This is a genomic window from Lysinibacillus macroides, from assembly GCF_001281525.1.
In the GTDB taxonomy this organism is placed as follows: domain Bacteria; phylum Bacillota; class Bacilli; order Bacillales_A; family Planococcaceae; genus Lysinibacillus; species Lysinibacillus macroides.
The window spans coordinates 355045-368485 of the sequence record NZ_LGCI01000002.1 but is presented as its reverse complement, the minus strand read 5'-3'; the positions used below and the strand labels follow the sequence as shown (position 1 = coordinate 368485).

Here is a 13441-nt window from a genome sequence, read left to right as displayed (position 1 = left end):
AAAAATTTGCTAAGTCCCTTTAAATATTTCGATCAAGTAGCTGCTTTTTCGGATAGGCTGGTTTAACCTCTGCGATAATAATCGCTAGTAAAATAAGCACTGCACCTGCCATCATGCGACCTGTTAAAATTTCATGTAAAAAGATAACTGAAAATACCATACCGAAGAATGATTCAGTAGATAAAATAATAGCTCCTTTTGTAGCTGATGTATACTTATAAGCTATATTTTGACATAGATAAGCTATAACTGTTGAGAAAATGGCTAAATATACAATGGATAACATGCCTTCTTTCTCTAAGCTTGTTGGCATACCTCCCTGTCCCATAACAATGATAATACCTATAATGGAAGCAGACATAAATTGAATAATTGTTAAAGTAATAGGGTCCTCTTTTTTGACAAAAAGGTTTGTATAGAAAATATCAAAGGCAAAGCCAACAGCGCAGGCCAATGATAAAAGGTCACCTATATTCATTGTCAATGAACCTTCAAGCGATAAAAGCCCGATTCCGAAAATCGCCATAAAAGCACCGATAATTTCGTAGCCATCGATACGGCGTTTGTACACCGCAAGTGCAATGAGCGGCACAATAATAACATTCACAGCAGTTAAAAAAGCATTTTTTGATGGTGTTGTATATTCGAGCCCAACGGTTTGTAGAGCGAATGCTGTATATAAAATTGCACCTAATATTGCACCTTTCCAAATAACCGATTTTGAAGCTTTTCTTAATCTTTTCCCAAATAATAAAATTAAAATCAGCGTTGCTAAAGTAAAGCGAGCGGCCATCAATTGATAGGCCGTTAAATATTCTAAGGCAATGGCTGTCACGACAAATCCGCTCCCCCAAACGATTGCCGTAATGAGCAGCATGCCATCAGCTATGTAAGTTTTCATTTCTCTCCTTCCTCCTGACTTCAATAGAATAGCATAAGAAAGAAGAAAATAATTTGATTCTATTTCTAAATATCCAGGCGTTTTTTGTACTTATTCCAAAGTGATTATGCACCGGTTAATTTATGATGTAATAAGTACAATTTAATGGCTGCAGCAAGACGTTCATAAAAAACATAATCATTATCTATGCATCCAACGAGTTGTCGTATTTTTGCCAAGCGATAGCGAATTGTATTGGGATGGCAAAAGTGCGCTACGGCTACTTCTTTGATATTTCCTTTTTTAATAATATAGGTGATGGCGGTTTCTATTAAATCTGGGTCTGCTTTATCATCAAGGAGTGGGGCTAAAAATTTCGTAACATAGTCCATTGCAAATGCTGGCTCTTTCCGATAGAGCTCAATGAATAAACAATCTGATGCAAGATGGCTATAATGATAGCTTGGCATTAAATCTATCTCGGCAAAAATGCTTGCAGCAAAAGCTTCTCGTAGGGCGAATGGAAATCCTGTTTGGCTATCGTAGCTATTGCTATAGCCAATGGTATATAGCTCAATAGGTAAAGCGTATAAGGCAAGCCATTCATGTAACACTTTTTCGAATTGAAACTGCTGAGATGAATGAGTCATGATAATAAAAAGGCTCTCTCCATAGGAGCAGATAAGACCTGTTTTTAAGAGCGGCTCTAATGCCATAAGGCTTTGTTTCCAATTCGATTGAAAGGAGTCCTTTGCTCGCAAATTAACGACAAATACATATTTTTCAAAGGGCTTGTTCATTTGCTGTAAAAAGGATTTTAGTTGCTCCTGTGTCATATCCTCTTCAATAAGTCTTCGCAAAATAGTTTCTAAAAAGAACGAATAATCCTGTGTGTTTGCATAGGCCATTGTTTCTAAAATAATCTTCTCAAAAAACTCATCTCCACCAAATTTTAATATCGGAAAATTTTCCTTATCAGCATATATCAGCACCTCATCCGGTAAACTTCGGAAAATAACAGGCTTATATGCTAGGGCACTAGCACCAAGCTCAATCAGACTTTTAACAGCATTCAATAAATAGTCAGGCTGTTGCTTAGCAAATAATAAACTGCTTAACACAACACTATTGGGTGAAAAAGCCGTTTCTCGAGCAGGGTGAATATCTGGTGAGAATTCAAAGTCTAAAATCTCTACATTTTGAACAGTTCTATGTAAGCCGTTGTGACCAGCAACAACAGTGAAATTTTTGGTAATGGGTAGCTGTAAAAAGTTTTCTACATTCATCATTCGATCAGGCCTTTCCTATAATAAGCTACTATTTTTCTATTATAAATGAACTTGCTGATAAAAAACCATTTGTATCGTAGACTGTACGAAAGGAGACATCTACTTGTTGAATGGGGAATCATGAAGTAAGTATGTTGGAAATGACTACTGTTGCTTTCTTTTTTACATATGATTCACAGTCTCTTTACAATAAAGGCGTACAATGAAGCATAATAACTATTTGAAGAGGTGCACCAATGGAGTCTGCTGTAGGATATAGGCTAAAAACTAGCACTATAGTTTCCCTATTGAAATATTTATATGGAAAATATCGACATAATGCATTATATATCAAGCGCTTAAAAGCATTAAAGCAAATTATCCAACGTCATGATCTACAGACATACTTTCAGCCTATTGTAGATTTACAATCGCAGCAAACGATAGGGTTTGAAGCATTAAATCGCCCTGTATCTTCAAAATTATTTACGAGTGTCGATCAATTTTATGAGTTTGTGGGACAAACAGATTGCGTATTTTTATTTGAATGCTTTTGTAGAAATCTTTCCTTACAACGCTTTAAGGAGCGGTTATCTGAAAAGTGGAAGGACAGAAGCTTTTTAGTGTTTCTCAATATTCATCCGAATGTATTAATCGATAAAAAATATCATAGTGGAGAGACTCTACAATTATTAAAAGAGCTTGGTATTAAACCTCAGCAGGTAGTCTTTGAATTAACGGAGCGTAGTGCTGTAGTGGATTTTGTGGAATTTGAACGTGTGTTATCCCATTACCGCTCGCAAGGCTATCGTATTGCCGTAGATGATGTAGGCTCAGGCTATAATAGTTTAAAAACGCTTATCTATTTAAAACCAGAATTCATTAAGTTGGATCGTTCATTAATTCAATTTATTGATAAAAATAGGGAACAACAACAGCTTGTTAGTTTGTTGATGGAATATGCGGAACAGGCGAATACTAAAATTATCGCTGAAGGAATTGAACGACACGAAGAACTTGAATATTTGTCTCGTATAGGTATTCACTATGCCCAAGGTTATGCGATAGGAAAGCCCGCAGAGGAAATACGATTAGGGAGAATAAGGATGGGTGACTATGAAGATAGGGGAAGTCATTGAAAAAGGTCCATATATTAGCGAGTTTGTGAAAAATAAAGAAGTAGATAAACTTTTTACAAGTGATCCTACGTTGCGTAGTGTCGTTGTCGTTCGGGATGAAAAACCGATTGGACATATTACACGTACACATTTCTATCAAAAAATAGGTACTCGCTATGGCTACAATTTGTTTATGGAGCGGCAAAATCGACTTGTTGTGAAGGAAGATTCGTTAATAGTAGACTGCAATAGACTTATTACAGAGGTCAGTACGCTCGCAATGTCCAGACCACCAGAGGATTTGTATGATGATATTATCGTTACAAAAAATGGCTTATACAATGGAATGGTTAGTATTCGAGAATTACTATTAAAGCTAGTAGAGATACAGGTAACTATCGCAAGTTTTTTGAATCCGTTAAGCAGTCTTCCAGGAAATAAATTAATTGATGAAAAGCTAGAGGAAGCATTACAGCGACCACAATACAGTTTAATATATTTCGATTTAGATCATTTTAAATCCTATAATGACACGTACGGCTTTAATAAGGGTGATAAAATTTTATTGTATTTAACAGATATTTTAAAAAGGCATATATGTGGTATGGAGGATTTTTTAGGGCATATTGGCGGTGATGATTTTGTGGCGATTCTTCCACATTATCAGATAGAAGACATTTGTCAAAAAATTATCGCTGATTTTGATGCTAATATTTTAAGCTTTTATCATTTAGAGGATTTAACATATGTGCAGGTGGCGAATAGAGTGGGGGAACTACAACCTTTAACATGCACCTCCTTATCTATTGCTGTGATTACAAATGAATGCCAGCATTTTGACTTTGTAGAGCAATTATCTAATGCCATAGCTCATCTAAAAAAAGAATGTAAAAAAATTGCAGGTAGCTGTTACCTGATTAATAAAAAGCCTGCCTCATTACAAACGGTAAAATAGTTTTACAAGATAAACTCTTCAGACGATATAGCATGCTTTGATTAGCCAAGGCGCGGGAAAGCCTAACAGTGAACATTCTATAATGATGGTATCTTTGAATAATTGGCGGCTATGATTAGAAATGAAATTAAAATGTAGCTATAAAACTGCTCCTAGATTGTTAAAAGCCAACAATCTAGGGGCAGTTTATTATTTGTCACCAATTGTAGTGTGAACGACTAAAATATTTATACGATCGAAAAAGCCATCTGAACGAAGTTTTCGAGGGCTATTTTCAGGGCATAATTAAAAGGAAGAGGCTATGTTTAGCGCAAAAATTTATTAATCTCAATAAAACTTACTTGAATTATAGGTATTATAGGTATATAATTCGAATACATTATATTAAAACATCTTAGGAGGCATTTCATTGTCAAATTTACAAATTATCGTGAACGTAGCAGTATTGCTGGTGTTCGTTGGAATTTTATATGTGATGAACAAAAAACACGTTAAATTTTCAAATCGTGTTTTTGCAGGTCTAGGCTTAGGGATTGTACTTGGTCTTGGGCTTCATTTTATCTATGGTATTGATTCAGAGGTGTTAGCGAAAACAACATCTTGGTACAATATTATCGGTACAGGTTATGTAAAATTGCTACAAATGGTGGCAATGCCGTTAGTATTTATCTCCATTTTAATTGCCTTTACAAAAATGAAGATTGGCAAGAACTTTGGGAAAATGGCGGCACTTATTTTAGCGATTTTAATTGGTACAACGGCTATCTCAGCAGCCGTAGGTATTTTTTCAGCAACTGTATTTGATTTAGATGCAACGCAAATTTTGCAGGGTGATGCAGAAACTGAGCGTGGGCAATATATTGAGGAAAGAGCAACAGGCTTAGCAGCGCCAGATTTACCAACACAGATTATTGAGCTATTCCCAGCAAACCCATTCTTAGATTTAACGGGTGCACGTTCTACATCTACAATAGCGGTTGTTATTTTCTCAGCGTTTCTAGGATTTGCTTATTTACGTGTTTCACGTAAGGATGAGGCGACAGCAGCTACTATTAAAAAAGGCTTGGATGCGATTTATGCGCTTGTTATGGGCGTTGTAACAATTATTTTACGTTTAACACCATATGGTATTTTAGCGATTATGGCTCGTACAGTAGCGACATCTGACTTTAGTGCGATTTATAACTTAGGTAAATTTGTTATAGCGTCTTATGTAGCATTAATTATTGTATTCCTTGTACATTTATTAATTTTGACATTAAGCGGTTTAAATCCAATAACGTATGTAAAAAAATCTGCGGAAACATTGTTATTTGCCTTTACATCACGTTCAAGTGCGGGCACATTACCAATGAATATTCAAACGCAAACAGGACGTCTTGGGGTATCTGAAGGTATCGCAAACTTCTCGGCTTCCTTTGGCTTATCAATTGGTCAAAACGGCTGTGCAGGCGTCTATCCTGCCATGTTAGCGATTATGATTGCGCCAACGGTTGGCATTAATCCACTTGACCCTGTATTTCTTATTACGGTTATTGCAGTAGTAGCCATCAGCTCATTTGGTGTAGCAGGTGTTGGTGGTGGTGCAACATTTGCAGCAATTTTAGTATTATCAGCGCTTGATTTACCAGTGGCGCTTGCGGGTGTATTAATCTCTGTTGAGCCTTTAATTGATATGGGACGTACAGCTTTAAATGTCAGTGGTTCAATGACTGCAGGTGTAACAACAGCACGTGTAACAAAAGAATTGGATACAACGATGTATAATAATAAAGAATTAGGTGCACAAGTAACAGACCTATAACATAAAAAGAAGCCTCTTTCAAAGTTTGAATGGTAGAACTTTGAAGGGGCTTTTTTGATAGATCGATTATATTATTTTTACATAAAAATCTTGACCGTTGATTAACTCGGCAACCTCAATGCCGTAGTGTTGCTTATAGTAATGATAAATATTGTAGGCTAAGCCGGAGTGTCCATTTAAGTAGGTGCCTTGTTTAATTTCTTTACGTGGATTATGGAAGTCAAAATATAAACGTGCTTCAGAGTTCATTGTATTCAAAATGGCGAGAAATTCTTGTTCTTCAATATGAATACCACGTGTATACATACACTCTCTACGATACGTATCATGAGTGACATTTATTGGAGACGCTTCAAAAATCATTTCAATATGTTTATTCAAATGACAACAGCTCCTTTCGAATAATTAGTAGCATCCACGACAATCATTCATCAAAACCTCACAAAAGATTTTTATAGTTCTAGTATATAATTGTCAGAAAATTATAGCAATATCTTTCTACCAATCCTGTTGCTGTATTTCCTCTGCTATAATCTGTAAATCATAGGCATTAATAAGTGCGAGTGTATAGTCATGTGTTTCCATATATTTTTCGGCAAGACGTTTGATATACTTTGGTGAGCCTTCATTTTCCTCATCGTAAATTAGCAAAAGACCGTCTGTATTTTGAATAATAAATTTGTCCTTCTCGATAAATTGCCAAGGTGCTTCATACGGTTTCTTTGTAACGCTAGTGACAAAATCGGCTTGGGCAATGACTGTTTGATATTTCTCCTTTTTAGGATCCTGCCAATTCTTCTCTTGTTCTAAAAAAGGGGTAATAACTGCATATTTTAAGTGAGGAAACTCCCTTTTTAGTATCCATATTACTTCAGCACTCCATGTTTCCACACCCTGCTGTCCACTAATAATAACCCACTCAAGTCCTTCATCCAACAGTATACGTAAACGGACTTCTAATGCTTTTTTTATAATAATAATACCAGGATGCTTATCATTAAAAATACCGAGTTCATATGGTTTATAGCCAGTAATTATTATACGCTGTAACAACAAAATGCCCCCTAAGCTGTATAGTTGTACTAACAGTATACAGGAGGGGACAGTTGAAAACGACTTGTAAGGCTAAACTATAACTAGCATGAAAATAAGTGTGATAATCGCTAAGGGTGAATCCTTTATTGAAGCTGTATTTATGAAAGATGATCTATTTCCGCTTGTGCCTTTTTTAAAGCCTTTTGAAGCTGATAAATTTTGAGCATACTGAGTAGTCCGCCTAATAGCGCTCCCAATAAAACGGAGCCGATAATAACAAGGATCAGTGGCCACTGCGCTTCTCCAAATAAATAATTTACGGTTACAGGGTCTACATTGATTACTGAAAAAGCCGCAATAACTAAAACAATGATGAGTGTTAAGATTAAGTTCCATTCCTTCTTCATAAGCCAACCTCCTCATTAAAAGTTTGTAATTATTATATAATTTGAGGTTAATAACTGACAATTATAAGCTTGAAAATAAATAACATTTAAAAAGGATGACTTCTGCTACATATGGAAGTCATCCTTTTACTTATTTTTCTTAGGTTATCTATTTTTAGAACTCTCAGCGGGTTGTTCAATTTTTACATAGCGCCATAAGCTATTGGCGATATCACGTGCTTCCGCTACATGCCCTGTTCCAACGAAAGCTTTACGGAAAGGTGTAAGCAGTGATTCGACAATAAAGAGCTTTGGTTTTTCACGCTGTAGCTCCTCTAATAAAAATTCCGCATATTCTAAGCCTTCTGGTATATCGGTGCTTGACAATCCTTTTGTAAAGCCTTGCAATTGCTCAATAACCATTTCCCTCGTTACGTTTTTATAGTTTACGACATTTTGAATCGTGTTAATCATTTCCACACTTATCAAAATTTCTTTCGATTCCAGCATAGTAGGTATAATTACGCTAATATTGCGTAATGCTACACGTACAATGGCTTCTCGATTGATGTATTTATAATCAGCAATAAAGACTGCACGTAATGTGAGGTTAATCATGCCAAATGTTTGCACAGCACATTCATAGCTAATGGGACTAATTTCTTCTCCAAATACTTGCACAAGACGATTGGCAAGCCATTCTACCTCCTGTAAATGGTAGTTAATAATGATTTTTTTCAGCTCAGCATCCCGTGCATGGAAGATGGATTCAAAAATCTGTACTAAATTTAGCTCTTTATTGACATGCATTAGGACGGCAACTTGCTGTGTTAATACCTCTAAATCAGTGGGGTCTTGCCCATAAAGAAGCTCATGACGACGATTGCTTGCTTCCTCACGTCCCTCATCTAAAATAGCGATTAAGCATTCGTTCTTAGAAGTAAAATGATTATAAAAGGTTCCCTTTGAAATATTAGCAGCGCTGATGATGTCATTAATAGATGTATCTACAAATCCCTTTTTAATAAAAAGTTCGCGTGCAGCTGTAATAATTTGTCTTTTTCTTTTGTTCATAACCTCACCTTTTTTAAAGTATTATACTCTTATTCTATAGTATAAATGTTTATATATCAACATTTATAAAATTTATAAACTTATTTGTTGAAAAAAGTAGACTACGAGTATAAAATAAGTTTTATCGCAAAACACAAGAAAGAATTGAGGGATATAAATGAATAGTGAGCAAACAATGAAAAAGCCCCCTTATGGCATGATAGCTATTCTATTTGTGGGTGCTTTTGTTGCTTTTCTAAACAACACATTGTTGAATGTGGCATTACCAACAATCATGAAAGATTTTGGGATTACCTATTCAAAAGTACAATGGTTAGCAACAGGGTATATGCTTGTGAGCGGTATTTTAGTACCTGCTTCAGCATTCTTTGTGACACGCTTTAAAAATAGACATCTATTTATAACAGCGATGTCCATCTTTACAATCGGTACAATTATGGCAGGCTTCGCACCTAACTTTGGTGTGCTGCTAGCAGGTCGTATGGTGCAAGCAGCTGGAGCTTCTAGTATGTCACCACTTTTAATGAACGTTATGCTAACAAGCTTCCCGAAAGAGAAGCGTGGGGCAGCAATGGGGATCTTTGGTTTAGTTATGATTATGGCGCCAGCAATCGGCCCAACATTATCAGGATATATTGTAGAACATCATGATTGGCGTATGCTTTTCCAAATGATTATTCCATTTGCTGTAATTAGTTTATTATTTGGTGTTTGGAAGCTAAGAAACGTGATGGAGACACGTGAAGTTCACTTAGATTTCCTTTCAGTACTTTTATCAACAGTTGCATTCGGTGGTATTTTATATGGCTTTAGTACAGCAGGGGATAAAGGCTGGTCGAGTCCATGGGTATACGGCACAATTTCCATTGGCTTTATCGCTTTAATCATTTTCATTATTAAACAGTTGAAAATGGATGAGCCATTATTGGAATTGCGTATTTACAAATATCCAATGTTCGCATTAGGATCTGTGATCTCAGTGATTATATCAATGGCGATGTTCTCAGGGATGATTTTAACGCCAGCTTATGTTCAATCTATTCGTGGTATCGAGCCCTTTGAAGCTGGTTTAATGATGTTGCCAGGGGCACTTGTAATGGGGATTATGTCGCCAATTACTGGTAAGCTCTTTGATAAATTTGGTCCACGTGTGTTGGCGATTATCGGTTTAGCTATTACAACAATTGCCACATTTGGCTTAACAAAATTAGCAATAGATTCTACCTACACATATATTGTATCAATGTATACAATTCGTATGTTTGGTATGTCAATGGTTATGATGCCAATTATGACAAATGGCTTAAACCAACTACCACAAATGATGAACCCACATGGTACGGCTATTAACAATACATTGCAGCAAGTATCAGGTGCTATTGGTAGTGCCATATTAGTGACATTTATGAATAATCGTACAAAGGTCAAAGCAGAGGAATTAGTGGCAGAGGCAAAAGCAAATGCAGCACAATCAGGGGCTGCGCCTACGCCAGAGCAGATGCAGCAAATGCAAGATCAAATTATGCAAACAGCCTTATTGGATGGTATTACACACTCCTTCTTAATTGCCACTGCGCTAACAGCGGTTGCTATAGTACTTGCTTTCTTCTTAAAACGTGTAAAAGTGGAAAGTGCAGCAAATGCTATGGATTTAAAAAAGCCAACTAAATAGCGTAGAAATACTCCCTTATGATAATTAATTTATCTACAGGGAGTTTTTTATGATAAGAATCATCACAAGAACACGGACATAGTAGTAGCCTGAGCTGTATGAATGTCCGTGTTAATAGGTTTAAGCATCCTTTTTAAATAATGCACCAGGCCAAAATGCATATTTGCCGAGAACTGTTGTGATGGCTGGTACAAGCAATGGGCGAACAATAAATGTATCGAGCAGTACGCCAATGGCTGTGACAACTCCAAATTGTACCAGCACCTGAATCGGCAATGTTGCCAATACAGCAAATGTACCTGCTAGAATGAGCCCAGCGGATGTGATAACACTCCCAGTTCGAACAACACCTTCTTCTACAGCGGTTAAATGATCAGCTGTTTTACGTTTTTTCCAAATTTCTGAGATCATAAAGATATTATAATCCTCGCCGAGAGCTACTAAGAATACGAAGGCATACAATGGAATAGCTCTGGAAATAGCCTCAGCACCCATGATGTGATGCAAGATTAACCATCCAGCGCCTAATGCTCCAAAGTAAGAAATAATAACAGTCGCTAATAAATACACAGTTGCTGTAATAGAACGTAAATAAACAAATAATAATAATGCGATTAAGGCAATCATGGTTGGCATGATTACTGTTTCATCACGCTTCGTTATTTGCTGTGTATCGTATTGACTAGCTGTTTCTCCACCAAGCCAAACATGTTTCTCAGCATTGTTGAGCCCTTGTGCCTCTAGTATTTTAATCACCTCTGTTTGTAGTTCAGGAATATGAGCTAATGACTCCTGTGCATAAGGGTTGGCATTGAAGGTGAGTTCATACAAGTGTATATTCTTATTTTTTTCGCCTATTTGTACATCTGCCACACTATCAATGTAAGAAATAGCTTCAAGTTGTTGTTGTAAGTTCATTTCAGTACCTTCTGTATCAATGACTAATTGAACAGGTGCTAGCTCTCCAGGAGAAAAATTTTCTTCTATTAAAGTAAACCCTTCTCGAGACGGCATATCTTTTGGGAAGGATGAAAGCAAATCAAATGTATATTGAATACGTGGAACAAATGCCGCCAATCCTCCAAGTATGATTACAGTTATAGCAATAACGACCCAAGGTTTATGGGTAACAAAATGACCAATTTTATGACTGACCTTATGTGAAGGCTTATGCTGTTTCTTGCCCTTTTTAGTTGCCATTTCCTCCGTGCGTGGAGTGAAGGGGAAGAACGCTACTCGACCAATAAGGACAAGAATTGCAGGTAGGACGACAAGTGCTGCAATCCCCATGACTAGTACGCCAAAGCTAAATGGCACGGCAAAGCGTTGAAAAGCGCCATACTGGGCAAGACTAAGGGTTGCTAAACCTATGACCACGGTTAGGGCACTCATTAAAATAGCACCACCCGATTCTTTGACAGCTAGCTTCATTGCGACCGTCTTATCCTCAACATCAAAGAGTATTTCTCTATATTTTGAAATTAAAAATAAACAATAGTCAGTACCTGCACCAAAAAGCAAAACGGTCATAATGGAAACTGCCTGTGAATCCTTATCTATCCATCCCTGTTCAGCAAAAAAACCAAGTGTTGGGCTAATCACACCATAGGCAAGCCCTACAACAATTAAAGGAATAATCGCTAGCAATGGAGAACGATAAATAATAATAAGTAGTACTAAAACGAGTAATACAGTTGCGATCAATAGCTTCACATCTGCTTGTGAAAATAAACTGACAGCATCAGTGGCAATTCCCACAGGTCCAGAAAAGCGCACATGGAGTGCATCGCTTGATAATTTATCATCTAATTGGACTTGATAGCCTTCTATAATTTTTGTCAGCTTATCTAAACTATCCTGTAGCATATCTGTTGCGACACCTTTTTCAAAAAACACAGGTGTCACAATTGTTGTACCATTTTCGGAAGCGGAAGCCATTAAAGCCTGAGGCGGCATTTGATCAAATGGTGGAACCATTGTTTGATGGGCTAAGGGCTTTGCTTGCAGCTCGTTGTATACACCTTGTATAGCCGAAAAATCATCAGGTGTTAAGCCATTTTCGCGATGCCACACCAGCAATAGAGGTGTGCCAGCATCATTAGGAAATTGCTCTGCAATGATGGACGTAGCTTGCTCAGACATTTCCGTGTCAGGTAAGTTTTTGCCTGACTCACTTTCTATACTATTGATTTGTGGCCAAGCAAATGAGAATACAACTACTAATAACACCCAAAAAGCTAGTGCTAATAATCGTCCCTTTTTACTTGCAACCATTGAGCCCCATTGCTCAAGTGGATGTTTTTTCATCAAAAGACCCCCATTTCATGTAAGTAATTTAATTATATATACTAGATGGTTAATTAATCAATCCATAAATATTATATGTTATAATATGCGTAAAAAAAAGATTAATTAAGGAGGCGAACTTGTTGAAACAATCACCGCGTGTTCTCGGGAGACCTCGCCATGATGAAAATGCGAAACCTACAAAAGATATTGTCCTTGAAACGGCCACAAGACTTTTTATTAAAGAAGGCTACAAAAATATTTCAATGGATGATGTAGCAAAGGCTTGTAACGTAACAAAGGCGACGATCTATTACTACTACCCAACTAAAGGGGAATTATATACATCTGCATTAATAGCGATGATGGATCGAATAAAGCTATCGATCCTACAGATTTTAGAACAACCCAAGCCATTTAAAGAACGATTACAGCAGCTCGTTGAAGTTCATTTATCAGCAACTATTGATATTGATATGAAAAATTTTATGAAAGAGGCTACCATCAATTTATCGGAATCACAGTTGAGGCAAGTCCAAGCATCCGAAAATGATATGTATCAAACAATCGAGCGGACTATGCAAGTGGAGATGGAGAATGGCACGATTCGAAAAGGTAATGCTAAATTTTTTGCCCATAACTTTATGGCACTGATGACAGTAGGATATTTGAAAGATGGTGACGGCAAGCCTTTATTAGGAGCTGTAGATAAAACAGCTAAGGAAGTAACAAATTTCTTTTGGCTATCTGTACAAAATAATCATTAATCATTTATGAAAGAAGTTATCTCATTATTTGAGGTAGCTCCTTTCAATTTAATATAAATCGCATTTGTGGATAACTATTGTCATTTATAGTGCTAATCCCATATGACTCATTGGAAGAATATCGTTTCTCCCCAAATAAAAATCATCAGATGGAACAAAACATTGCCTGTTTAATAATGAATCATACTAGTCAACA

General features: G+C 36.6%; 12 protein-coding genes. 5 read left to right on the top strand and 7 right to left on the bottom strand.

Going from position 1 to position 13441, the window contains the following annotated elements; all coding sequences use genetic code 11:
• Positions 1-19 precede the first annotated feature (19 nt).
• On the bottom strand, positions 20-901 hold the full coding sequence (locus ADM90_RS01885; RefSeq protein ID WP_053993377.1) for a DMT family transporter: 882 nt from the start codon (positions 899-901) through the stop codon (positions 20-22).
• Positions 902-1005: 104 nt separating this feature from the next.
• Positions 1006-2169 (bottom strand): PucR family transcriptional regulator, encoded by a 1164-nt coding sequence (locus ADM90_RS01880; RefSeq protein ID WP_235473251.1) that lies wholly within the window; start codon positions 2167-2169, stop codon positions 1006-1008.
• A gap of 236 nt (positions 2170-2405) precedes the next feature.
• Between ADM90_RS01880 and ADM90_RS01875 the strand changes: the two genes are divergently transcribed.
• The 3 genes from ADM90_RS01875 (at position 2406) to ADM90_RS01865 (ending at position 6025) form a co-directional block, all read left to right on the top strand.
• Positions 2406-3287 (top strand): EAL domain-containing protein, encoded by an 882-nt coding sequence (locus ADM90_RS01875; protein WP_053993376.1) that lies wholly within the window; start codon positions 2406-2408, stop codon positions 3285-3287.
• Positions 3265-4221, top strand: coding sequence for a GGDEF domain-containing protein (locus ADM90_RS01870; protein WP_053993375.1), 957 nt, complete (start codon positions 3265-3267; stop codon positions 4219-4221). The genes ADM90_RS01875 and ADM90_RS01870 overlap by 23 nt, the downstream gene beginning before the upstream one ends.
• 409 nt (positions 4222-4630) lie before the next feature.
• Positions 4631-6025 carry an L-cystine transporter gene (locus ADM90_RS01865; protein WP_053993374.1) on the top strand — a complete coding sequence of 465 codons (1395 nt, stop codon included), beginning with the start codon at positions 4631-4633 and terminating at the stop codon, positions 6023-6025.
• 66 nt (positions 6026-6091) lie between these two features.
• Here the strand turns inward: ADM90_RS01865 and ADM90_RS01860 are convergent, their stop codons facing one another.
• The 4 genes from ADM90_RS01860 to ADM90_RS01845 form a co-directional block, all read right to left on the bottom strand.
• Positions 6092-6406 carry a hypothetical protein gene (locus tag ADM90_RS01860; protein ID WP_053993373.1) on the bottom strand — a complete coding sequence of 105 codons (315 nt, stop codon included), beginning with the start codon at positions 6404-6406 and terminating at the stop codon, positions 6092-6094.
• 117 nt (positions 6407-6523) lie between these two features.
• Positions 6524-7078, bottom strand: coding sequence for an SLOG family protein (locus tag ADM90_RS01855; RefSeq protein ID WP_053993372.1), 555 nt, complete (start codon positions 7076-7078; stop codon positions 6524-6526).
• 140 nt (positions 7079-7218) lie between these two features.
• On the bottom strand, positions 7219-7467 hold the full coding sequence (locus tag ADM90_RS01850; protein ID WP_053993371.1) for a LapA family protein: 249 nt from the start codon (positions 7465-7467) through the stop codon (positions 7219-7221).
• Positions 7468-7611: 144 nt separating this feature from the next.
• Complete coding sequence (locus ADM90_RS01845) at positions 7612-8520, bottom strand: TetR/AcrR family transcriptional regulator (RefSeq protein ID WP_053993370.1); 909 nt, start codon at positions 8518-8520, stop codon at positions 7612-7614.
• Between the two features lie 157 nt (positions 8521-8677).
• On the opposite strand from ADM90_RS01845, the gene ADM90_RS01840 reads away from it, so the two are divergent.
• Complete coding sequence (locus ADM90_RS01840; protein ID WP_053993369.1) at positions 8678-10192, top strand: DHA2 family efflux MFS transporter permease subunit; 1515 nt, start codon at positions 8678-8680, stop codon at positions 10190-10192.
• Positions 10193-10312: 120 nt separating this feature from the next.
• On the opposite strand, the gene ADM90_RS01835 is transcribed toward ADM90_RS01840, so the two are convergent.
• Entirely contained in the window at positions 10313-12499 is a 2187-nt protein-coding gene (locus tag ADM90_RS01835) for an MMPL family transporter (RefSeq protein WP_053993368.1), read from the bottom strand.
• 122 nt (positions 12500-12621) lie between these two features.
• Between ADM90_RS01835 and ADM90_RS01830 the strand changes: the two genes are divergently transcribed.
• Positions 12622-13245, top strand: coding sequence for a TetR/AcrR family transcriptional regulator (locus tag ADM90_RS01830; RefSeq protein ID WP_053993367.1), 624 nt, complete (start codon positions 12622-12624; stop codon positions 13243-13245).
• Positions 13246-13441: the final 196 nt, after the last annotated feature.

What these genes read in the sequence shown, in the direction of transcription:
- ADM90_RS01885 (WP_053993377.1), bottom strand. Translation starts at nt 901, where the DNA reads ATGAAAACTTACATAGCTGATGGCATGCTGCTCATTACGGCAATCGTT.
- ADM90_RS01880 (WP_235473251.1), bottom strand. Translation starts at nt 2,169, where the DNA reads ATGATGAATGTAGAAAACTTTTTACAGCTACCCATTACCAAAAATTTC.
- ADM90_RS01875 (WP_053993376.1), top strand. Translation starts at nt 2,406, where the DNA reads ATGGAGTCTGCTGTAGGATATAGGCTAAAAACTAGCACTATAGTTTCC.
- ADM90_RS01870 (WP_053993375.1), top strand. Translation starts at nt 3,265, where the DNA reads ATGAAGATAGGGGAAGTCATTGAAAAAGGTCCATATATTAGCGAGTTT.
- ADM90_RS01850 (WP_053993371.1), bottom strand. Translation starts at nt 7,467, where the DNA reads ATGAAGAAGGAATGGAACTTAATCTTAACACTCATCATTGTTTTAGTT.
- ADM90_RS01845 (WP_053993370.1), bottom strand. Translation starts at nt 8,520, where the DNA reads ATGAACAAAAGAAAAAGACAAATTATTACAGCTGCACGCGAACTTTTT.
- ADM90_RS01840 (WP_053993369.1), top strand. Translation starts at nt 8,678, where the DNA reads ATGAATAGTGAGCAAACAATGAAAAAGCCCCCTTATGGCATGATAGCT.
- ADM90_RS01835 (WP_053993368.1), bottom strand. Translation starts at nt 12,499, where the DNA reads ATGAAAAAACATCCACTTGAGCAATGGGGCTCAATGGTTGCAAGTAAA.